Below are 22,427 nucleotides of genomic sequence, written 5' to 3' on the forward strand. Positions count from 1 at the left end.
AGTGCTTTGATGATGCTGCACTTTCCTGCGCGCTTGGCGACTACGAAAACTCGTGATAAACGACATTTCGTAGTTCAATTACGAGATTTCGCAATGGCAACGACGCCAATGCCCGTCCACGACGATGTGGCTCCCGCCATCGACCCGCGCATCACAGCCTTCGAATCCACTGTCGAGGCGACGCTGCTGGTCGATCCCTTCAGCGACCAGATCGTCGACGCCAATCCCGCCGCCTGCGCCCTGCTCGGCTATGACCGCGCGCTGCTGCGGCAGACCAGGGCGAGCACGCTCCATGCGGGTGATCTTGCGGCCCTCACCGTCTTCACCCAGGCCGTGCTGCACAAGGGCGCCTACTGGACCACGGCGCTCAATCCCCGCCACGCGACAGGCCAAAATCTCCAACTCGAACATGCCGGCTGCCTCCTGCCGCACGACGGCCGTACGCTGCTGCTGCTCACGCTGACCGATCTGGAAGTGCGCCGCCGGCGCAATGTCGATGCCGCCGCCGAAGACCATATGCGCGGCGGCATCTCGACCTGGCAGCGCGTCGAGCGCGTGTTCCAGGACATCGAGCGCGAGAACCAGCTGATCCTGCGCGCCGCCGGCGAGGGTATCTACGGCGTCAACGCGGAAGGAAAGACCACCTTCGTGAACCCGGCTGCCGAACGCATGCTTGGCTGGACCGCCGAGGAGCTGGTCGGCAAGGAAATCCACCCGATCGTGCACCACACCCATCACGACGGCCGGCACTATCACAACCACGACTGCCCGATCTATGCGGCGTTCCGCGACGGCGCCGTGCACCAGGTCGACGGCGAGGTATTCTGGCGCAAGGACGGCTCGCCGGCCTGGGTCGAATACACCTCCACCCCGATCCGCGACCGCGGCGTGGTGGTTGGCGCGGTCGTCGTGTTTCGCGATGTCAGCCAGCGGCGCGAGGCCGACGAGAAGCTGCACGCCGCGCTCACTGAAGTCGATCGCCTGCGCGAACGGCTCGAGCTGGAGAACGCCTACCTCCAGGAGGAGATCCGCATCGAGACCAATCCGCGCGGCATCATCGGTGGAAGCGAGGCGATTCAGAAGACGCTGCGCCAGGTCAAGCTGGTGGCGCCGACCACCGCGGCGGTGATGATCACCGGCGAGTCCGGCACCGGCAAGGAGTTGATCGCGCGCGCCATTCACGAGGATTCCACCCGCAGCGACCGGCCGCTGATCCGCGTCAACTGCGCCGCGATCCCGCGCGAATTGTTCGAGAGCGAATTCTTCGGCCATGTCCGCGGCGCCTTCACCGGCGCGACGCGCGATCGCATCGGCCGGTTCGAGCTCGCCGATGGCGGCACGCTGTTCCTCGACGAGGTCGGCGAGATCCCGCTCGAATTGCAGGGCAAGCTGCTGCGCGTGTTGCAGGAGGGCCATTTCGAGCGCGTCGGCCAGGAGCGCACGCGCGCGGTCGACGTCCGCGTCATCGCCGCGACCAACCGCGACCTCAAGCAGGAGGTGCAGCGCGGCCGCTTCCGCGAGGATCTCTATTTCCGCCTCAACGTGTTTCCGATCGAGACCGTCCCGTTGCGCGAGCGGCGCGAGGACATTCCCCTGCTCGCCCAGCATTTCCTGACGCGCGAGAGCAAGGCGCTGAAGTCGAATTTGCGGCTGTCGGAAGGCGATGCGCGCCGCCTGACGCGCTACGACTGGCCCGGCAATGTCCGCGAATTGCAGAACGTGATCGAGCGCGCGGCGATCCTGTCGCAGAACGGCCGCCTGCGCATCGATCTGCCGGATGTCCCCGGCGCGCAAGCTCCGGCCAGCGCCGCGCGCGTGAAGGCGGATGCGCGCCCCGCCGTCATGACGTCGTCGGAAATGCGCGACCTCGAGCGCGCCAATATTCAAGCCGCATTAGAGGCCTGCGCTGGAAAAGTGTTCGGTCCCGGCGGGGCGGCCGAGATGCTCGATATCAAGCCGACCACATTGGCCTCGCGGATCAAGGCGCTGGCAATCACGCCTCGTCCGCCGCATGCGGGCCATCCTTCGAGACGCCCGCGTTAGGCGGGCTCCTCAGGATGAGGGCAGAGTGCGCGGCAACGGAAGCAACAGACACCGATGCCGCTGAGCCTCATCCTGAGGAGACCGCGAAGCGGTCGTCTCGAGGGACGAGGCGCGCGCTCACGCCGCCTTGGTGGTGACGTCGGAGGCCACCGGCAATCCCTGCTCGATCGGCAGCGATGGATCGCGCGACCATTCGTTCCAGGAGCCGAAATACATCCGCACGTCTTTCACGCCGGCGTTCTTGAGCGCCAGGAACGTGTTCGAGGCCCGCGCGCCCTTGAAGCAGTAGAGGTAGACGGGTGTGGCTTGCGTGATACCGACGGTCGCGCATTCCGCCAAAATCTCGTCCTTGGACTTGAAGCGCGGGCCCTCGGCCGTCGGCTTCATCATGCGGTACCATTCCAGCCACACCGCACCGGGGATGCGGCCCTTGCGCGGGCAGAAATCCTTGCCGTACGGAGACGAGCTGTCGCCGATCCACTCGTCGACGTCGCGCACGTCGAGGATGGCGATGCCGGGCTTGCCGACCGCGGCGAGCATGGTTTTCGCGTCGATCAGGATCTCGCCGGCTTCCGGCACGATCGCGAACGAAGCCTTGGCCGGCGCCGGGACATCCTTCGTCACCGGAAGACCCGCGGCGGCCCACGCGTCGAAGCCGCCATGCAGCACCTTGACCTTGGGATAGCCGAGCATGGCGAGGAGATAGTAGCCGCGGCAGGACTGGCCGAAGCCGGAATTCATCGACTGCTCGTAGATCACGGCCGTCTCCTTGCCGGAGAGGCCGGCGGCACCGAAGGCGTCGGCGAATTTGGTCTTCAGCTCGCTGATGCCCTCGGGCGTCGAGGTCGCAAGAAACGTGAAAATCTCGTGCACGTTCACGGCGCCCGGCAGGTGCCCGGCACCATAGGCGTCGGGATTGCGGGTGTCGATCACGACACACGGTTCGAGCTTCAAGAGATCGGCAAGTTCGCTGGCAGAGATCAGAACGTCCGTCATTGGCAGCCTCTCCGTTGAGGTTAAGTGGTCTTCTGGGGTGGACTCGTGAAGCTCAGCAATCAGCGAGCATCTTGCGCAGCTGCTTGGTGGCCGGCGTGACGATCGCGACGAAATAGGCCTCGCGCAGGCGCCGCTGCGCGCGGTGACTCTTCAGGTAGCCGCGCGCGCCACAATGCAGCATCGCGGCATGCGCCGCCGCGACGCTGGCTTCGCCGGCGCGCAAGCGCAGCGCAATCACCTTGCGCCAGTAGGTCTCCTCCTCGTTATAGGGATCGCGAGCCAGCGCCATGGTCTCGGACTCGATCTCGGCGGCGAGATCACCGAAATGCACCGGCTGCTGCGGCAGATAACGGTTGATATGGCCGAGGGGACCATCAACCTCGCTCATGATGTTAATGCAGTCCTTGATGAGGCCGAGCGCCATGCCGGCCTGCAGCAGGATGAAGCCGGCGCGGATCTTCTTCACGAAGGGGCCTGCGGGATCGGCGAGGATCAGCTCGTCCGGCACGAAGACGTCGCGGAACTGCACGCCATAAGTGCCGGTGCCGTCCATCGCGAGGAACGGCTTGCACGGCGTCAGCGTGACGGCGGGGTCCGAGCAATCGGCCAGAAACATCACAGTGCCGGGCTCGCCACTTGCGATGCCCGGCTCGTCCTCACGCTCGAAAATGGCGCCGAAATAATGGTCGGGACCGAGATTGGAGACCCAGGGCAGCGCACCGCGCACGATATAGCCGCCCTCGACCTTTCGCCCCTTCAGCTTCAGCTTCTCGATGCCGAAGAAGCTCTTCATGGGATTGGAGAGCCCGGTGCCGCCGAGCACACGGCCGGTCGAGAACGCATCGCCAAAGCGCTTGGCGAGCTTCATGTTGGTCGAGTTGGCGGCGTACCAGACCAGCGTGTTCTGGCACCAGGCCATGAAGGCAGTCGCTCCGCAGACCTCGCCGATCGCCGCCATCGCCTGGATCGCGCAGCGCAGGTCGGCAGGTCCCTCATGAGGCATGTGACTGCCCCAGGCGCCGATCTCGCCGAACTTGCGAAGCACGTCGGCCGGATAGACCGAACCGTCGTCGATGCCGGCGGCGAGCGGCGCGAGCTGCTCCCGCGCAATCCGCGCCACCTCGCCTGCAATGGACGGTGCGGGCTGATCCAAAACGTCGACCCGCGATAAAGCCAGTGAACCCATGATCGTCTCCCGCACCTTGTCCTGGTTGCCGTCGGCTAGATGCCGACCTCGAGATTGACCGGGCGGGTGAAAGTGTTGGCGACCGGCGACCATTTCTTCACATGGGCGACCAGCGCGTTGATCTCGTCCTGCGCAATGCCCTCGCACGCCATGTCGACCTTGACGCGGACGTCGGTGAAGCCGACTGGCTTGTCCGAGGTGTCGCCGGTGCCCCAGACCGCGGTGATGTTGAGGTCGCCCTCGAGTTCGAGCTCGAGCTTGTTGACGATCCAGCCGCGGTGCACGGCGTTGGCGTGCAGGCCGACGGCAAGGCACGAGCCGAGCGCGGCGAGCGAGGCTTCCGACGGATTGGGCGCGGTGTCGTCACCCAACAGGCCCGGCGGCTCGTCGACAATGTAGGGCGGCAGATTGCGGATGTAGTTGGCGTGGCGGAATTTTCCTTCCGCGACCGTCTTGCACTTCAAGGTCTTGACGATCTTCGGGTTGGCTTTGCCGCTCGCAATCAGTTGCTCGAGGCCATTCTTGTCGATGGGCGCAAGGCACCCCGTCAGCACTGTCTTTTGAACGACGGCAGTCATCATCTTCTCCCTGGCAGCCGTGGAAAACGGCAGGATACCGAACGGTCTGTTTCCTTGCATAGGGCGTGCCAAAGGGGGCCGAAAACGAAATGCGAGGTAATGGAGCCGCTTAGCGATGACTGCCTGGGGACTGATCAGCCGCAGTTTGCCCAAAGGCGATGCAGATGCGGCTTGCCGTGCGAATCTTTTCGGCGCGAAACAGATGCGGCTTGATGATACCGCGCGGCTGCGGGTAAGTTCATCATCATGGCAAAGACGTCATCGAAGAAGACCTCGCCCCACGCCGCCGCTGGCGACGACGAATCCGCGCGCGGGCGCCTGCTCAGCGCCGCCTCGCATCTGTTCTGCAAGAACGGAATCAACGCCACCGGCATCGATGCGATCATCGAAGAGGCCGGCACCGCGAAGACCACGCTCTACAAGCTGTTCGGCTCCAAGACCAATCTCGTCAACGCGGTGCTGGAAAGCGAAGGCAAGCAGTGGCGCGAATGGTTCATCGCCGCCATGGAAGAAGGCGGCGGCGACGCGCAGGCCAAGCTCACGCGCATCTTCCCGGCGCTGAAGAGCTGGTTCGCGGAGGAACGCTTCTACGGCTGCCCCTTCATCAACGCGGTCGGCGAGCACGACAAGGACGCCAAGCAGTTCCGCAACATCGCGCTAAAGCACAAGAAGATCGTGCTCGGCCACATCGAGAAGCTCGCCGGCGAGCTGGGCTCGAGTGAGCCTGCCGTGCTCGCGCACCAGCTCGGCCTGCTCATCGACGGCGCCATCGTCGCCGCGATGATCTCGCGCGACCCTGGCGTGGCCGATACGGCGGCGCTCACGGCAGGCCCCCTGCTCGGCCAATCCAAGTCAAAGAAGAAGCGCGCGGAGCAGTTGGAAGCGGTGTGATTCCTCCGGTCTCTTAGCCCGCATGAGCGGAGCGACATGCGGGACCTCTTCCCGGATATCGCTCCGCTCATCCGGGCTACGGCACTTCGTGCGCAGGGTGGATTAGCGAAGCGTAATCCACCACTTTCGTCGCCGCGAGAGAGATGGTGGGTTACGCCTACGGCTAACCCACCCTAAAGAATGCGTTCGACAAATCCCCTGATCGCCTCGAGCACCGGCTGCTGATCGCCGGCGAAGAACCAGTGATCGTTGCCGTCGAGCTCGACGAACTCTGCGCCCTTGATCCGGCTCGCAATGTCGCGACCGGCAGCGATCCGCACAGCCTGATCGCCGCGCCGGTGCAGGACCAGCGTCGGCACGGTGATCTCAGGTAGAAGGCGCCTCACGTCGGCGTCGCGGAACGCCTCGAGCACGGCCGAGATGCCGCCGGGACTGGACGCCGCGCGCAGCAGTCCGGCCCACCAAGCGCGCGCCTGGGGATCGCCCGCAAGGCTGGGCGCGAAGGTCTCGATTCCAACCGGTCCGCCCCATTGCGCGATCAGATGCCTGCTCCAGGCGTCATACTGACTGGCGCGCAATGCATGCGGGTAGTCCTCTGACCAGCAGCCCTTGGCCAGCGCGCCGAACAGGATGAGCCCGGCGACACGTCGCGGTTCTTCGACCGCGAACTTGACGCAAGCCGGCCCGCATTCGGACGCGCCGAACAGCACGACGCGGCGCGAATCCGCCGCGCGCAGCACGGTGCCGATATCCTCGGCGGTGACGTCGATACCAGGCGCCGATCCGACCCGGTCGGACAGCCCGATGCCACGACGATCGAACACGATGAGACGCCCAAGCTTCATCAATGACGCCAGGAACGTCCGGCTCGCAGGGCTCTCCCAGGCGCGCTCCACATGCGACACGAAGCCGGGCATCACCAAAATATCGAGCGGGCCGCTGCCATAGGTCTGATAGGCCAGATGCACCCCGGCGCCCTTCACGTAGCGCGTCATCGGAGCGGCGTGCGGTGCCGCAGCCGGACTCATCAGCGCTTCGGTCTCAGCCTCCGGCGCGACGCCGAGTTCGTCCCGCAGCCGCTGCGTCAGCGCCGCGTGATGCCGCTCCGCCGCGCTACGGTCGCCGGCCAGCAGCAGGCTGCGGATCAAGTGCCGGCCATACACTTCGCTGAGCGGATCGAGCTCGACCAGACGCTGTGCATGTGCTGTCGCGGCAAAATGATCTCCGGCCGCGTTCTTGTCCTGCACGAGGCGCTCCAGCGCATGCACCAGCCGCCCCCGCAGCGCCTCGCGGCGGAAGAACGCCCAGTCGTCGAACTCGGGGCAGTCTTCCGGAGCGAAGCCCGCCAGGAAGTCGCCCCGGTAAATCAGGCAGGCCTGTTCGAACGCGCTGCGATCGCAGGCGTCCTCGAACCGACGCGAGTCGAGGTTCAGCTCGACGTCCGGCGACCATCGCAGACTGGTGCGGTCGGTCTCGAACACCGACTGGCCAAGCGAGAGCTCGACGCGGTGAAGCAGCCGCCGCAAGCGCGCAAGGCCGGTCACCCGGGGCGTCTCCGGCCACAGCAGCGTGGCCATGATTTCGCGCGCGACGACGCCCTTGGCCTCCCCGAGATAGACCAGCAGCGCAAGCCCCTTGCGCAAGGCCAGCTTGATCGGGCGGCCGTCGGCGTAGACCTCGGGGAACCCGAACGTCTCCAGCGAGAAAGCCGTCATGGAAATCCTCTTCTTCCGGCTTGCGTCCCCCGGGGGACGCGCAGGGGACGGTCCGGCGGGTACGGTCGGGCCGGATCGAGCCTGCTCGCCAGCGAGCGCTCGGGCTCTGCATGCGGCACCGTTGCCATCAGGACAATAGGAAAAACCATGTTCACCCGTCTCGCAATCCTGCTCTACGGCCTCGTGAGCTATGCCATCTTCACGGTTTCATTTCTCTACGCGCTCGGTTTCGTCGGCAATTATGTCGTGGCGAAGTCCATCGACGTCGGCCCGGCTTCGAATGTTGGCGAGGCCATCGTCGTCGACCTGCTGCTGATGAGCCTGTTCGCCGTCCAGCACAGCGTCATGGCACGCCCGGCCTTCAAGCGATGGCTGGCCGAATTCATTCCCGCGGCCTGTCAGCGCAGCACCTATGTGTTGCTCTCCAGCCTGATCCTTCTCTTGCTGTTCTGGCAGTGGCGGCCGATCCCTGCACCGGTCTGGCAGGCAAGCGGAATTGCGGCCTGGTTGCTGACCTCCGTGCATTGGCTCGGCTGGCTGATTGCGTTCGCCTCGACCCACATGATCGATCATTTCGATTTGTTCGGCTTGCGCCAGGCTTTTCTCGCGTTGCGGGGGGCCGAGATGCCCCGCCAGTCGTTCCGGACGCCGCTGCTCTACAAGGTCGTGCGGCATCCGATCATGCTCGGCTTTCTACTCGCGTTCTGGGCCACGCCCGCGATGACCGGAGGCCATCTGCTGTTCGCGCTCGCCAACACGGCCTACATCCTGGTCGCATTGCAGTTCGAAGAGCGCGACCTGATCGCCGTGTTCGGGGCGACGTATCAAGAATATCGCCGGCGCGTTCCGATGCTCGTGCCAGGTCTGTTCGCGCGCCGCCGCAACGAAGATCGTCGGCCTGTCGGAGCGCCGCGATGAAAGCCATTCTCTGCCACTCGTTCACCGGACCTGGCGATTTGCGCCTCGGTGAGATCGATGTGCCCCAGCCCGCCGCTCACGATATTCTCATCGACGTCCATGCGGCCTCGGTAAGCTTCATGGACCAGCTGCTGGTTTCCGGTCTTTACCAGATGCGGCCGCCGACGCCCTTCGTGCCGGGCACGGAGGCATCCGGAACCGTTGTCGCAACCGGCAACAAGGTGACCAAGTTCGCGCCCGGTGATCGCATAGCCTGCAGCAGCTGGACCGGCTGCTACGCCGAACGGATGATTGCGAAGGAATCCAAGTGCGTGCGGTTGCCCGACGGCGTCTCGTTCGAGACCGCAGCGGCTTTCCTGCATAATTACGGCACGGCTTATTATGCGCTGGTCGAGCGGGCACGAGCGCAGCGTGGCGAAACGCTGTTCGTCACGGGGGCAGCCGGCGGTGTTGGACTTGCCGTGGTCGATCTCGCCCGCCATCTGGGCCTGCGTATCGTCGCCGGCGTCGGCTCCGACGACAAGGCGGCCCTGGTTCGCGGCTATGGCGCCGGCGCGGTCGTCAACTATCGCAGCGAAGATCTGCGCGACCGGATCAAGGCGATCACCGGCGGCAATGGCATCGACATCGGCTTCGATAATCTCGGCGGCGCGATATTCGAGCAGATGGCCCGTGTGATGGCCTGGGGCGGACGGCTGATGCCGATCGGCTTCACTGGCGGCGAGATTCCGTCACTGCCGATGAACCTGCCGCTGCTGAAGAACTATTCCATCATCGGCGTCTTTGTCGGCGCCTGGGCGGAAAAATTCCCCGCGGAGGCGGCGCGCATGAACGAGTCGCTCGTGCAATTGCTGGCCGGCGGACAAATCCGCCCTCACATCGACCGCGTCCTCCCTTTGGAGGAGGTGACCGAGGCCATGCGCGCCGTGGCCAACCGGACCGTTCAAGGACGAATTGTGCTCAGGATCAGGTAGAGTGCGCACCATGACAGAGATCATCATCGACAAGCGCTATTGCGGCCCTCCGAACTCCGGCAACGGCGGCTATGTCTGCGGCCGGCTGGCCCGGCACATTCCCGGACCTGCGGAGGTAACGCTACGCGCGCCGCCGCCCCTCGACACGCCGCTCGATGCCATCGCGACGAATGACGGCACATGGGAGCTTCGCGACGGCGGCAAGGCCGTCGCCACCGGCCGCGCCGCGAGCGTCGAGCTTGCGCGGGTCGAGATCGCCAGCCTGCCGGAAGCGCGCACGGCCGAATTGCTCGCGTTGTTCAGGCCGCACGAGCATCCGCTGCCGAACTGTTTCGTCTGCGGTCCCGCAAGGACGAAAGGCGATGGCCTGCGCATCTTCGCCGGCCCGCTCCGCCGTTATGCGCAGACCCCCGTTCTCGCCGCGAGCTGGGCACCCGACCCGAATCTTGCCGCCGAGGATGGCCTCGTCGCGCCCGAATTTCTCTGGTCCGCGCTCGATTGCCCCACCGGCTTTGCCTGCAATTACGATTCACGGAGCGGCAGCTTCGAGAACACCCCGCTCCTGCTCGGACGGATGTCAGCCCGCATCGAAGCCCGCCCCCGCCCCGGCGAGCCCTGCATCATCACCGCCTGGCCCACCGGCCGCGACGGCCGCAAGCGCACGGCCGAAGCCGCGCTGCATGATGAAGCCGGGAAGTTGCTGGCTGTGGCGAAGACGACATGGATCGCGGTAGAACGGAAGGTGCAGCTCGGACGCTAAGTGCGTAGGGGTGGATTAGCTCGCGGCCCGCGCACAGCGCGGTCCGTGGGCGTAATCCACCACTTCGGTCGCCGCGCCAGATTTTGGTGGATTACGCCTTCGGCTAATCCACCCTACGAAACCTTCGCGCTACGCAACCTACGCGCTGTGCCCCATCATCCCCTGCAGCCGCACCAACTCCGCCTCCAGATCGCGCTCCACATCCGCCGCGCGAATGTCGAGCACCCGATAGTCCCGCGCCTCCAGCCAGCTCCGCCGCCCCGCGCGGTCCGCAGCGATCGCGTCGCCCTCGCCCGGGTTGACCAGCTCGATCGCGATCCGGTGCGGGAAGGAGACGAAGTCCGGGATGTGACGCCCCACCGGAGTCTGGCGCTTGAACTGGCCGGCGAAACGGCGGTCGCGGGTCAGGGCCTGCCAAAGCAGGCGCTCGGCGTCGGTCGGGTTTCGGCGGAGCAGGCGGGCGAGGCCGCGCACGGTCGAGCCGCTGTCGGAGACGCCGCCGCCCTGCCCCTGCTCGGCGAGAAGCGCGCGCAGGCGCGTTGCCTGCTCGCCGTCGAGCACGCCGCCCTTGGCCGGGCCTTTGCGCCCCTCCGCGATCGCCATCACCACGCCGTGCAGGGTGTGCATGTCCTGCTTGGTCGGCTCCATCCGGGTGAAGATGTTGCGCAGGTTCACCACCATGGTGTCGCGCTTCTCGGCGGGACGCAAAAATTCCACCTTGTCGAGCTCGCGTACGAGGTTGTCGAAGAAAGCCTGCATCTGGTGCTGCGAGGCGCGCTCGGAGCGCTCCGGCATCGCGTGCGGCAACTCGCCCGACGTCATCAGCTTGAACCATTCATAGCCGACCAGCAGCACGGCCTGGGCGAGGTTGAGCGAGGCGAAGCCCGGATTGACCGGGAAGGTGACGATGCGGTTGGCGAGCCCGACCTCCTCGTTGGTCAGCCCCCAGCGCTCCCTGCCGAACAGAATACCGGCCTTGCCGCCGGTCGCGACGTGCCCGGCGATCTCGCTAGCCGCAGCCTCCGGTCCGACCACCGGCTTGGCCTGGTCGTGGGGGCGCGCGGTGGTGGCGAACAAGAGGTCGAGGTCGGCGACCGCCTCTTCCACCGTGCCAAACAATTCCACCTTTTCCAGAATATGGTCCGCGCCGGCCGCGGCGCGCTGGGCGGCGAGGTTGGGCCAGCCGTCTCTGGGGTTGACGATGCGCAGCGCCGACAACGCAAAATTGCCCATGGCACGCGCGGCCATGCCGATGTTTTCTCCGAGCTGCGGCTCGACCAGGATCACGATGGGACCGTCGAGGGAAAGCCCCGCCTTGCTCTTGTCAGTCCCCGACATCTCGCTTTGCTTTCACTCTGTCTCTCAAGGCCTTGGCAAGGCGCTCTCAGGAATTGATTCAAGCCGGCCTATCAGGTTCGCATTGGGCCGGCCGGGTTGTCCGCCTGTCGTTTGCCTGTCCTGACAAAATTCTCAAGGGAAATAACGGGTTGGATTCGACTTTTGAATCTCGCTGGAAACCTCATCCCTGCCCGCCCGGCGCGGCCGGGCCCGGCTTCCCATCTGTGGGGGCTGGATCGGCTAAAAGTGCATAATCCCTTGGCTTTCGCCCGCCGCGGTCCGGTGCTAAGAGGCGGCGGATATTCACGTGGTGCGCCGCAAGCGCCGTTCCCAAGAGGCTTCCCCGATCATGGCAAAAATCAAGGTATCCAATCCCGTCGTCGAACTCGATGGCGACGAGATGACCCGGATCATCTGGCAGTACATCAAGGACAAGCTGATCACCCCGTTCCTGGATGTCGAGCTGATGTATTTCGACCTGGGCATGGAGCACCGCGACCACACCAACGATCAGGTCACCATCGACGCCGCCGAGGCGATCAAGAAGGTCGGCGTCGGCGTCAAGTGCGCCACCATCACCCCTGATGAAGCCCGGGTGAAGGAGTTCAATCTCAAGCAGATGTGGAAGTCGCCGAACGGCACCATCCGCAACATCCTCGGCGGCGTGATCTTCCGCGAGCCGATCATCTGCAAGAACGTGCCGCGCCTGGTTCCCGGCTGGACCAAGCCGATCATCATCGGCCGCCACGCCTATGGCGACCAGTACCGCGCCACCGACTTCAAGTTCCCGGGCAAGGGCACGCTGTCGATGAAGTTCGTCGGCGAGGACGGCACCGTGATCGAGAAGGAAGTGTTCAAGGCGCCCGGGGCCGGCGTCGCCATGGAGATGTACAATCTCGACGATTCCATCATCGACTTCGCCCGCGCCTCGCTGAACTACGGCCTGCTGCGCAACTACCCCGTCTATCTCTCGACCAAGAACACGATTCTCAAGGTCTATGACGGCCGCTTCAAGGACATCTTCCAGGACATCTACGACCGCGAGTTCAAGAAGGAATTCGAGGCGAAGGGCCTGACCTACGAGCACCGCCTGATCGACGACATGGTGGCCTCGGCGCTGAAATGGTCCGGCGGCTATGTCTGGGCCTGCAAGAACTACGACGGCGACGTGCAGTCCGACACGGTCGCCCAGGGCTACGGCTCGCTCGGCCTGATGACCTCGGTGCTGCTCACCCCCGACGGCAAGACGGTGGAAGCCGAGGCCGCCCACGGCACGGTGACCCGCCACTATCGCGAGCACCAGAAGGGCAAGGAGACCTCGACCAACTCGATCGCGTCGATCTTCGCCTGGACGAGAGGCCTCGCCCACCGCGCCAAGCTCGACAACAATGCCGAGCTCGCCAAGTTCGCCAACACGCTGGAGAAGGTCTGCGTCGACACCGTCGAACAAGGCTACATGACCAAGGACCTCGCGCTGCTTGTCGGCGCCGACCAGCGCTGGCTCTCGACCACCGGCTTCCTCGACAAGGTCGCGGAAAACCTGACGAAGGCGCTGGCGGCCTAATCGGCCATCCGCAATTCCGCCCGACTGGGCCAGACATCATCACGGGCCGCGCCCTTCAAGCGCGGCCCGTTTCTTTTTTGAGGCCTTCGCGCGGAGATACGATCATGTCTATCAAGCTTACTGTCCCCACAATGCTGCTCGCGGCCCTGATCGGGCCGGCCGCAGCCGCGGAGCCGCTTCCCGAGGCCATCGCCGCGCCCGGCGAGAGCGTCGTGCTCAGCGTCCACGCCGAAGGCGCGCAGGTCTATGAGTGCAAGGCCGGCCCCGACGGCAAGCTCGCCTGGGCCTTCCGCGAGCCGATCGCGACGCTGCTGTCCGACGGCAAGACGATTGGGCGGCACTATGCCGGCCCGAACTGGGAACTCGCCGACGGCAGTGCGGTGGTCGGCAAGGCCGCCGGCAACACGCCGGGCGCGACGGCGATCGATATCGCTTGGCTGAAGCTGGAAGTCACCGCCCGCCGCGGTAGCGGTACGCTGACGCCGGTCACTACGATCCAGCGCATCAACACCCATGGCGGCAAGCTCGATGGCGCATGCGAGAAGGCCGGCGAGTTCAGAAGCGCGCCCTACTCGGCGGAGTATGTTTTCCTGAAGAAGGGCTGAGACGCGGCCGCGACGTCAGCTCGTCTCGCCCCCGCCGCCCTTCTCCGCCTGCGCAAGTTCTGCCGCGGCGAGATCGCCGCTATCGGCAAGCCTTGCCTTGGCGGTGGTGTGGACGTGGTCGGCGAGCGTCGGCATGCGCGCGATCAGAGCGTGAAAATCCTGGGCGTCGAGCACCAACAGGCGCGTCTTGCGCGTCGCCGTCACCGTGCCGCTGCGCTTGGTCTTGTGCAAGAGCGCGATCTCACCGAAGAAGGTGCCGTCGGCAAGCCGCACATGCTGGCTCGGCAGCGCGATCTCGACCTCGCCGGCGGTGATGAAATACATCGACGACGCGACATCGCCCCGCCGCACCAGGACCTCGCCCTGCTCGACGGTGCGCGCGCGCAACAGCCGCATGATGTCGGCGATCTCCGCGGCCGCCAGATGCGAGAACAGCGGCACCCGCGCCAGCATGCCCCAGGTGACGACGAAATCGCGCCGCTTCACCTCTTCGGCAAAGGCGGTGGAGATGATCGCGACCGGCAGCGCGATCATGGCGAAGCCTGAGATGATGGCGAATGTCGAGATCAGCTTGCCGAGCGGCGTCACCGGCACGACGTCGCCATAGCCGACGGTGCCGAGCGTCACGATCGCCCACCACATCGCGTGCGGGATGGTGCCGAGCTTGTCCGGCTGCACGTCGCGCTCGATGGCGTAGAGCAGCGAGGCGAAGGTCAAGACAGCGCCGGTCAGGATGACGATGCAGCCGATCAGCGCGCGCCGCTCGGCATGCACGGCGGCGAGCAGCGAGCGCATCGCCGGCGAATAGCGGACCAGCTTGAAGAACGGCAGCACGCCGAGCGCCGCCAGCGTCGCATGCCGGCCGACGGCGAGCACGATGGCAGCGGGCAGGAACGCCATGAGGTCGATGAGGCCGAGCGTGGAGAAGAGGTAACCGAGCCGGTCGGACAGCGCGGACCCCTTACGCGGAGTGTGGCCGGCCACGGTCCACAGCCGCGCCAGATATTCCAGCGCGAACACGATCACGGACAGGATGGTGATGGCTTCGAACAGCGCGCCGAACCGCGCGTCCAGCTCCGGCACCGAAGCAAGGACCATCGCGACCACATTGAGCACGATGACGCCGATGATGATCTGGATGAAGCGCGACCCGGCCGAATAGGCCAGCGGGTCGTGCTCCAGCAATTCGTAGAGGCGATCCCTCATATTGGGATCGCGAAGCCGACGCCCTCGCAGAACGGGGCGCATGGCTTCACGCAGCCCCCATCGCTTTTTCGATCGCAGCCAGCGCCTCGGTCGCCTTGGCACCATCAGGACCGCCGGCCTGCGCCATGTCGGGCCGGCCGCCGCCGCCCTTGCCGCCGAGCGCCTCGGAGGCGACGCGCACCAGGTTCACGGCGTTGAAGCGCGCGGTGAGGTCTTGGGTGACGCCGACCACGACACCGGCCTTGCCGTCCTCGGTGACGCCGACGATCGCGACGACGCCGGAGCCGATCTGCTTCTTGCCGTCGTCGGCGAGGCTCTTGAGATCCTTCATCTCGATGCCCTCGACCGCGCGGGCCATCAGCTTGACGCCGCCGGCCTCGCGCACGCCCGCGGCTGCGCCGTTACTGCCGGCGGCAGCGCCGCCGCCCATCGCCAGCTTCTTGCGGGCATCGGACAGCTCACGCTCGAGCTTCTTGCGCTCCTCCATCAGCGCGGCAATGCGCGCCGGCACGTCGTCGAGCGAGGTGCGCAGCTCGTTCGCCGCGGTCTTCGCCAGCGCCATGGTGTCGTTGGCATGCTTGCGCGCATAATTGCCGGTCAGCGCCTCGATACGGCGCACGCCGGAGGCCACCGCGCTCTCGCTCGTGAGCGTGATCAGGCCGATGTCGCCGGTGCGCTTGACGTGGGTGCCGCCGCAGAGCTCGACCGACCAGCCAAGCGTATTGGCGCCACGCTCGCGCGCTGTCCTGCCCATCGAGACGACGCGGACCTCGTCGCCGTATTTCTCGCCGAACAGCGCACGTGCGCCGGCCTCGCGGGCCTCATCCACGCCCATCACGCGCGTGGTGACCTCGTCGTTCTCCAGCACCACGTCGTTGGCGATGTCCTCGACACGGGCGAGCTCCTCCGCCGTGATCGGCTTCGGATGCACGAAGTCGAAGCGCAGCCGGTCCGGCGCGACCATCGAGCCGCGCTGGGCGATGTGGTCGCCGAGCACCTGGCGCAGCGCCTCGTGAATGAGATGCGTCGCCGAGTGATGCGCGCGGATCGAGGAGCGGCGGGAATGATCGACCTCGAGCTGCAGCGCGGTGCCGAGCTTCAGCTCGCCGCTCTCGACCTTGCCGACGTGGACGAAGAAATCGCCGAGCTTCTTCTGCGTGTCGGTGACGCGGAACTTGATGCCGCCCTCGCCCGTGAGCACGCCGGTGTCGCCGACCTGGCCGCCTGATTCCGCGTAGAACGGCGTCTGGTTCAGCACGATCGCGCCGGTATCGCCGGCCTTCAGGCTGGTGACCTCGGCGCCGTCCTTCACCAGCACCGACACCACGCCTTCGGCGCTCTCGGTCTCATAGCCGAGGAATTCGGTCGCACCCAGCTTCTCGCGCAGCGGGAACCAGATCGCCTCGGACGCCGCTTCCCCAGAGCCCTTCCAGGACTCGCGCGCCTTGGCCTTCTGCCGCTCCATGGCGTCAGTGAACGCGGCCTGGTCGACGCCGATGCCGCGCGACTTCAGTGCGTCCTGCGTCAGATCGAGCGGGAAGCCGTAGGTGTCGTACAGCGTGAAGGCGACGTCGCCGTCGAACATGTCGCCCTTCGTCAAGGACGCGCTCTTCTCGTCGAGAATTGCCAAGCCGCGCGAAAGAGTCTTGCGGAAGCGGGTCTCTTCCAGCCGCAGCGTTTCCTCGATCAGATTCTCCGCGCGCATCAGGTCGGGATAGGCCTGGCCCATCTCGCGCACCAGCGCCCAGACCAGGCGATGCATCAGCGGCTCTTTCGCCCCTAACAGCTGCGCATGGCGCATCGCGCGGCGCATGATCCGGCGCAGCACATAGCCGCGGCCCTCGTTCGAGGGCAGCACGCCATCGGCGACCAGGAAGGCCGAGGAGCGCAAGTGGTCGGCGATGACGCGGAACGAGGCGACATTTTGCTCAGTCGGCCCGCTGCCGAGCGCGGACGAGGTCGCCTCGATCAGATGGCGGAACAGGTCGGTCTCGAACACGCTCTCGACCCCCTGCAGGATGCAAGCCATGCGCTCCAGGCCCATGCCGGTGTCGATCGAGGGGCGCGGCAAGCCGACGCGCTCCTCCTTCGTCACCTGCTCGTATTGCATGAACACGAGATTCCAGAATTCGAGGAAGCGGTCGCCGTCCTCTTCCGGCGAGCCCGGAGGCCCGCCCCAGATGTGCTCGCCGCGGTCGATGAAGATCTCCGAGCACGGGCCGCACGGGCCGGTGTCGCCCATCGCCCAGAAATTGTCCGAGGTCGGAATGCGGATGATGCGGTCCTCGGAGAAGCCGGCGATCTTCTTCCACAGGCCCGCGGCCTCGTCGTCGGTGTGGTAGACCGTGACGAGGAGCTTGTCCTTCTTCAGCCCGAACTCCTTGGTGATCAGCGTCCAGGCGAGCTCGATCGCACGCTCCTTGAAGTAGTCGCCGAACGAGAAGTTGCCGAGCATCTCGAAGAAGGTGAGATGGCGCGCGGTGTAACCGACATTGTCGAGGTCGTTGTGCTTGCCGCCGGCACGCACGCATTTCTGCGAGGTGGTGGCGCGCTGGTACGGTCGCTTCTCGACGCCGGTGAAGACGTTCTTGAACTGCACCATGCCGGCATTGGTGAACATCAACGTCGGATCGTTGCGCGGCACGAGTGGCGAGGACGCCACGATCTCGTGGCCGTTCTCGGCAAAGAAGTTCAGAAAGGTCGACCTGATCTCGTTGACGCCGCTCATGTTCATCCAATCGGGTGTGCTTGGACCCGCTTCTCGCCATCCAAACCGTAACGTTAAGGCTGATATCTGCGGGCCAAAGCGCTTTTAGACAAGGCCAGCTTCCCTGTCCAGAAAGTGTGCAAGGAGATCTGCAAGCAGATCAGAGGGTTGCCGCAACCGCTCAATTCCCGTTGCCAATCCCGTTGATAGGGCAAGCGGACGCGTTGACAGGCTTGGCTGGCCTGTGGTCTGTACCCATCTGTATCGTACGGCCACGTCGGGAGAGACCGGCTTTAGGCAGCCGGCGCCGAAGGAGCAACCGCCCCGGAAACTCTCAGGCAAAAGGACCGCGTGGCTTTGACAGCATCTGGAAAGAGGCGCTGACGGGCGTAGGCCCGGACCAGCGTCCGCCGACGGGATAATACTCTCAGGCACAGCGACAGATGGGGCTTCGACTGGTGTCCTCAGGGGAATCGTCCCCGGGGAACCGCCGAGGGCCCCTAAAGATGCTAGCGCACGACCAAGACTCCCTGAAACGCACCCCCCTTCACGGGCTTCATGTCTCCCTCGGCGGCAAGATGGTGCCGTTCGCGGGCTATGACATGCCCGTGCAATACCCTGCGGGCGTGCTGAAAGAGCACCTCCATACCCGAGCTTCCGCCGGCCTGTTCGACGTCTCCCATATGGGCCAGCTCGCGCTCCGGCCGAAGTCGGGGAGGATCGAGGACGCCGCCCGCGCGCTGGAACGGCTGGTGCCCCAGGACATCGCCGCGATTGCCGAGGGGCGGCAGCGCTATGCCCAGTTCACCAATGCGGACGGCGGCATTCTCGACGATCTCATGGCCGCCAATTTCGGCGACCATCTGTTCCTGGTCGTCAACGCCGCCTGCAAGGACGCGGACGAGACGCATCTGCGCGCGCATCTCTCCGGTGACTGCATCATCGAGTCCCTTGCCGACCGCGCGCTGATCGCGCTGCAGGGCCCGAAATCAGAATCGGTGCTGGCGAAATTCTGTGCGGAGGCGCCATCGATGAAGTTCATGGATGCCGGCCCGCATCAGGTCGCCGGCATCGCCTGTTTCGTCTCCCGCTCGGGCTACACCGGCGAGGACGGGTTCGAGATCTCGGTTCCCGCTGGTGATGCCGAGCGCCTCGCCAAAATGCTGCTGGACAATCCCGAGGTGCTGCCGATCGGCCTCGGCGCCCGCGACAGCCTGCGGTTAGAGGCCGGCCTCTGCCTCTACGGCCACGACATCGACACCGCGACCACGCCGGTCGAGGCCGCGCTGGAATGGTCGGTGCAGAAGAGCCGCCGCAGCGGCGGCGCGCGCGCCGGTGGCTTCCCCGGCGCCGAAAAAATCCTCGCTCATTTCGATAACGGCGCATCCCGCCGCCGCGTCGGCCTGCGCGCCGACGGCCGCGCGCCGGTGCGCGAGGGCGCGCTGCTGTTTGCCGACGCCAATGCGGGCGAGCCGATCGGAAAGGTCACATCGGGCGGCTTCGGCCCGAGCCTGAATGCGCCGGTGGCAATGGGCTACGTGCCCACGAGTCTGAGCGCGCTGGGCACAAGACTCGTCGCCGAGGTGCGCGGCCAGCGTCTGCCGCTCGCAGTCGCCGCCATGCCCTTCGTCAAAAACACCTACAAACGCTGAGGATTCGACAATGACCACGACGCTGTACACCTCCGACCACGAATGGCTGGCGATCGACGGCGATGTCGCGACCGTCGGCATCACCGACTATGCCCAGCAGCAGCTCGGCGACGTCGTGTTCGTCGAACTGCCCAAGATCGGCCGTGCGCTCAAGAAGGCGGAAGCCGCCGCGGTCGTGGAATCGGTGAAGGCCGCCTCCGACGTCTACGCGCCTGTCACCGGCGAGGTGCTCGAGACCAATGCCGAGCTCGCTTCCGAGCCGGCGCTGGTGAACTCCGACGCGCAAGGCAAGGCCTGGTTCTTCAAGATCAAGATCGCCGACAGAAGCGAGCTCGGCGGCCTCATGGATGAAGCCGCCTACAAGGCGCACACGGCGTAGAGAGCGATGGAGCAAGCGATGACCGCGCACCGCAAGACCAACGGCGACACCGCCGCCAGTTTCGTTCGCCGCCATATCGGCCCCTCGGCGCGCGATGTCACCGCAATGTTAGAGGCCGTCAGCGCCAAAAGCGTCGACGCCCTGATCGCAGACACGCTGCCGGCCTCGATCCGGCAGGCCGCCCCGCTCGATCTCGGCAAGCCGCTCAGCGAGACCGAGGCGATCGCGCATATGGCCGAGCTCGCGCGACAGAACCAGGTCTTCACCTCGCTGATCGGCCAAGGCTATTCCGGCACGATCCTGCCCGCGGTGATCCAGCGCAACATCCTGGAAAATCCGGCCTGGTACACGGCGTACACGCCCTATCAGCCCGAGATCAGCCAGGGCCGGCTGGAAGCGCTGCTCAACTTCCAGACCATGATCTGCGACCTCACCGGGCTCGATGTCGCCAACGCCTCGCTGCTCGACGAGGCCACCGCCGCCGCCGAAGCCATGGCGCTGGCCGAACGGCACTCGCAGGTGAAGGCGCAAGCTTTCTTCGTCGACAAGGACGTGCATCCGCAGACGCTGGCGGTAATGCGCACCCGCGCCGAGCCGCTCGGCTGGGAGCTGATCGTCGGGGATCCCCTCACCGATCTCGACAAGGCGGATGTGCTCGGTGCGCTGCTGCAATATCCGGGCTCCTCGGGCGCTTTGCGCGACCTCAGACCCGCGATATCAGCGCTGAAGGCCAAGGGCGCGCTCGCGATCCTCGCCGCCGATCTCCTGGCGCTCACGCTGATCGCCTCGCCCGGTGAGCTCGGTGCCGACATCGCGATCGGCTCGGCGCAGCGCTTCGGCGTGCCGATGGGCTATGGCGGACCGCACGCCGCCTATATGGCGGTGCGCGATGCGCTGAAGCGCTCCCTGCCCGGCCGCATCGTCGGCGTCTCCGTGGATTCTCGCGGGGCACCCGCCTACCGCCTCGCGCTGCAGACCCGCGAGCAGCATATCCGCCGCGAGAAGGCGACCTCCAACATCTGCACCGCGCAGGTGCTGCTCGCCGTGATCGCCTCGATGTATGCGGTTTATCACGGCCCCGAAGGCCTCTCGCAGATCGCGCGCAACGTGCATCGCCGCGCCGCCGTGCTCGCGAGCGGCCTGCGCAAGCTCGGCTTTGCGCCGCAGTCGGAGGCCTTCTTCGACACGCTGAGCGTCGATGCCGGTGCCAAGGGCGCCGAGATCGTCGCGCGCGCGACCGCCGAGAAGATCAATCTCGGCATCGGTGACACCAGCTTGCGCATCGCGCTCGACGAGACCACGACGCCGGCGACGGTCGAAGCGGTCTGGCGCGCGTTCGGCGGCACGTTGTCCTACGCCGAGATCGACGCCACCACGCGCGAGGCGCTGCTGCCGGAGGCGCTGAAGCGCACCACCCCTTTCCTCACCCACCCCGTGTTCCACGCGCATCGCTCGGAAACCGAGATGCTGCGCTACATGCGCAAGCTCAGTGATCGCGACCTCGCGCTCGACCGCGCCATGATCCCGCTGGGATCCTGCACCATGAAGCTGAACGCGACCACCGAGATGATGCCGCTGACCTGGCCGGAGTTCGCGACGCTGCATCCGTTCGTGCCGCGCGAGCAGGCGAGCGGCTATCACGCGCTGTTCGCGCGGCTGGAGAAGTGGCTGTGCGACATCACCGGCTATGACGCGATCTCGCTGCAGCCGAATTCCGGTGCGCAAGGCGAATATGCCGGTCTGCTCGCGATCCGCGGTTATCACGCCTCGCGCGGAGAGAGCCACCGCAAGATCTGCCTGATCCCCTCCTCCGCTCACGGCACCAATCCGGCTTCGGCCGCGATGGTCGGCATGGACGTGGTGGTGGTCGCGTGCGAGAAGAACGGCGACGTCGACGTCAATGACCTCCGCGCCAAGGCCGAGAAGCACTCGAACGACCTCGCCGCGGTCATGATCACCTATCCCTCGACCCACGGCGTGTTCGAGGAGCATATCCGCGAGATCTGCGACATCGTGCACGGCCATGGCGGCCAGGTGTATCTGGACGGCGCCAATCTCAACGCGCAGGTCGGCCTCTCCAGGCCCGGCGATTACGGCGCCGATGTCAGCCATCTCAATCTGCACAAGACCTTCTGCATTCCGCACGGCGGCGGCGGCCCCGGCATGGGCCCGATCGGCGTAAGAGCGCATCTCGCCCCGTTCCTGCCAAGTCATCCTGAAAATCGCCACCCCGCGACGCAAGCGGATGCGCCGGTCGGCCCGGTCTCGGCCGCGCCGTTCGGCTCGGCGTCGATCCTGACCATCTCCTACATCTACATCCTGATGATGGGCGGCGAAGGCCTGAAGCGCGCGACCGAGATCGCGATTCTCAACGCCAATTACATCGCAGCGCGCCTCGATCCGCATTTCCCGGTGCTCTACAAGAACGCCAAGGGCCGCGTCGCCCATGAGTGCATCGTCGATCCGCGGCCGCTGAAGGTGACGTCCGGCGTCACCGTCGACGACATCGCAAAGCGCCTGATCGATTACGGCTTCCACGCCCCGACCATGAGCTTCCCGGTGCCGGGCACGCTGATGATCGAGCCGACCGAGTCGGAATCCAAGGCCGAGCTGGACCGCTTCTGCGACGCCATGATCGCGATCCGGAAGGAGATCGCCGAGGTCGAGGCCGGCCGCTTCAAGATCGAGGCCTCGCCCTTGCGTCACGCCCCGCACACCGTGCACGACATCGCCGATGACGATTGGAAGCGCGCCTACACGCGCAGCGAAGGCTGCTTCCCCGCGGGCACCTCGCGCACCGACAAATACTGGAGCCCGGTGGGGCGCGTCGACAACGTCTACGGCGACCGCAACCTCGTGTGCTCCTGCCCGCCGGTGAGCGATTACGCGCAAGCCGCGGAGTAAGCCGCGGCGGA

Annotated in this window: 17 protein-coding genes and 1 riboswitch; of the genes, 10 read left to right on the plus strand and 7 right to left on the minus strand. The window is 65.9% G+C overall.

All coding sequences use genetic code 11. From position 1 onward, the window contains the following. Positions 1 to 93: 93 nt before the first annotated feature. Positions 94 to 2,043, plus strand: coding sequence for a sigma 54-interacting transcriptional regulator (locus UNPA324_RS17175; protein ID WP_128920817.1), 1,950 nt, complete (start codon positions 94 to 96; stop codon positions 2,041 to 2,043). 117 nt (positions 2,044 to 2,160) lie between these two features. Here UNPA324_RS17175 and UNPA324_RS17180 read toward each other — a convergent pair whose 3' ends face one another. The 3 genes from UNPA324_RS17180 to UNPA324_RS17190 are packed head-to-tail and all read right to left on the minus strand — an operon-like array spanning position 2,161 to position 4,803. After that, the gene (locus tag UNPA324_RS17180) at positions 2,161 to 3,039 is read right to left on the minus strand and encodes a sulfurtransferase (RefSeq protein WP_128920816.1); all 879 of its coding nucleotides are present in this window, start codon (positions 3,037 to 3,039) and stop codon (positions 2,161 to 2,163) included. 52 nt (positions 3,040 to 3,091) lie between these two features. Continuing rightward, on the minus strand, positions 3,092 to 4,225 hold the full coding sequence (locus UNPA324_RS17185) for an acyl-CoA dehydrogenase family protein (protein WP_164936428.1): 1,134 nt from the start codon (positions 4,223 to 4,225) through the stop codon (positions 3,092 to 3,094). A 35-nt stretch (positions 4,226 to 4,260) separates the two neighbouring features. Continuing rightward, positions 4,261 to 4,803, minus strand: coding sequence for an OsmC family protein (locus tag UNPA324_RS17190; protein WP_128920814.1), 543 nt, complete (start codon positions 4,801 to 4,803; stop codon positions 4,261 to 4,263). A gap of 246 nt (positions 4,804 to 5,049) precedes the next feature. On the opposite strand from UNPA324_RS17190, the gene UNPA324_RS17195 reads away from it, so the two are divergent. Further along, positions 5,050 to 5,694, plus strand: a complete 645-nt coding sequence (locus UNPA324_RS17195; protein WP_128920813.1) for a TetR/AcrR family transcriptional regulator — start codon at positions 5,050 to 5,052, stop codon at positions 5,692 to 5,694. Between the two features lie 173 nt (positions 5,695 to 5,867). Here the strand turns inward: UNPA324_RS17195 and UNPA324_RS17200 are convergent, their stop codons facing one another. Further along, the gene (locus UNPA324_RS17200; protein WP_141935184.1) at positions 5,868 to 7,409 is read right to left on the minus strand and encodes a bifunctional AfsR/SARP family transcriptional regulator/alpha/beta hydrolase; all 1,542 of its coding nucleotides are present in this window, start codon (positions 7,407 to 7,409) and stop codon (positions 5,868 to 5,870) included. A 147-nt stretch (positions 7,410 to 7,556) separates the two neighbouring features. On the opposite strand from UNPA324_RS17200, the gene mddA reads away from it, so the two are divergent. The 3 genes from mddA to UNPA324_RS17215 are packed head-to-tail and all read left to right on the plus strand — an operon-like array spanning position 7,557 to position 10,061. Next, positions 7,557 to 8,327: a methanethiol S-methyltransferase gene (gene mddA, locus UNPA324_RS17205; RefSeq protein WP_128920811.1), complete on the plus strand. Its 771-nt coding sequence runs from the start codon at positions 7,557 to 7,559 to the stop codon at positions 8,325 to 8,327. Then, positions 8,324 to 9,301, plus strand: coding sequence for an NADPH:quinone oxidoreductase family protein (locus tag UNPA324_RS17210; RefSeq protein WP_128920810.1), 978 nt, complete (start codon positions 8,324 to 8,326; stop codon positions 9,299 to 9,301). The genes mddA and UNPA324_RS17210 overlap by 4 nt, the downstream gene beginning before the upstream one ends. 10 nt (positions 9,302 to 9,311) lie before the next feature. After that, positions 9,312 to 10,061 carry a PaaI family thioesterase gene (locus tag UNPA324_RS17215; RefSeq protein ID WP_128920809.1) on the plus strand — a complete coding sequence of 250 codons (750 nt, stop codon included), beginning with the start codon at positions 9,312 to 9,314 and terminating at the stop codon, positions 10,059 to 10,061. 138 nt (positions 10,062 to 10,199) lie between these two features. Here the strand turns inward: UNPA324_RS17215 and UNPA324_RS17220 are convergent, their stop codons facing one another. Beyond that, positions 10,200 to 11,399 carry a TrmJ/YjtD family RNA methyltransferase gene (locus UNPA324_RS17220; protein WP_141935185.1) on the minus strand — a complete coding sequence of 400 codons (1,200 nt, stop codon included), beginning with the start codon at positions 11,397 to 11,399 and terminating at the stop codon, positions 10,200 to 10,202. Positions 11,400 to 11,748: 349 nt separating this feature from the next. On the opposite strand from UNPA324_RS17220, the gene UNPA324_RS17225 reads away from it, so the two are divergent. Next, positions 11,749 to 12,963 (plus strand): NADP-dependent isocitrate dehydrogenase, encoded by a 1,215-nt coding sequence (locus tag UNPA324_RS17225; RefSeq protein ID WP_128920807.1) that lies wholly within the window; start codon positions 11,749 to 11,751, stop codon positions 12,961 to 12,963. Positions 12,964 to 13,067: 104 nt separating this feature from the next. Next, complete coding sequence (locus tag UNPA324_RS17230; RefSeq protein ID WP_128920806.1) at positions 13,068 to 13,568, plus strand: DUF3455 domain-containing protein; 501 nt, start codon at positions 13,068 to 13,070, stop codon at positions 13,566 to 13,568. Positions 13,569 to 13,583: 15 nt separating this feature from the next. On the opposite strand, the gene UNPA324_RS17235 is transcribed toward UNPA324_RS17230, so the two are convergent. Then, a complete protein-coding gene (locus UNPA324_RS17235) occupies positions 13,584 to 14,816 on the minus strand; it encodes a cyclic nucleotide-gated ion channel (RefSeq protein ID WP_141935186.1) in 1,233 nt (410 codons plus the stop codon). A 4-nt stretch (positions 14,817 to 14,820) separates the two neighbouring features. Beyond that, a complete protein-coding gene (gene alaS, locus UNPA324_RS17240; protein WP_181769422.1) occupies positions 14,821 to 17,502 on the minus strand; it encodes an alanine--tRNA ligase in 2,682 nt (893 codons plus the stop codon). Positions 17,503 to 17,749: 247 nt separating this feature from the next. Continuing rightward, positions 17,750 to 17,840: riboswitch (glycine riboswitch) on the plus strand. A gap of 147 nt (positions 17,841 to 17,987) precedes the next feature. Here alaS and gcvT point away from each other — a divergent pair. From gcvT to gcvP, 3 genes are read left to right on the plus strand one after another with little or no spacing between them, the layout of a single operon-like run. Next, positions 17,988 to 19,133: a glycine cleavage system aminomethyltransferase GcvT gene (gcvT, locus tag UNPA324_RS17245; RefSeq protein WP_141935188.1), complete on the plus strand. Its 1,146-nt coding sequence runs from the start codon at positions 17,988 to 17,990 to the stop codon at positions 19,131 to 19,133. A 10-nt stretch (positions 19,134 to 19,143) separates the two neighbouring features. After that, the gene (gene gcvH, locus UNPA324_RS17250) at positions 19,144 to 19,512 is read left to right on the plus strand and encodes a glycine cleavage system protein GcvH (RefSeq protein WP_128920802.1); all 369 of its coding nucleotides are present in this window, start codon (positions 19,144 to 19,146) and stop codon (positions 19,510 to 19,512) included. An 18-nt stretch (positions 19,513 to 19,530) separates the two neighbouring features. Next, on the plus strand, positions 19,531 to 22,416 hold the full coding sequence (gene gcvP, locus UNPA324_RS17255; RefSeq protein ID WP_141935189.1) for an aminomethyl-transferring glycine dehydrogenase: 2,886 nt from the start codon (positions 19,531 to 19,533) through the stop codon (positions 22,414 to 22,416). Positions 22,417 to 22,427: the final 11 nt, after the last annotated feature.

This window comes from Bradyrhizobium sp. UNPA324, from assembly GCF_006658635.1.
Lineage (GTDB): Bacteria > Pseudomonadota > Alphaproteobacteria > Rhizobiales > Xanthobacteraceae > Bradyrhizobium > Bradyrhizobium nanningense.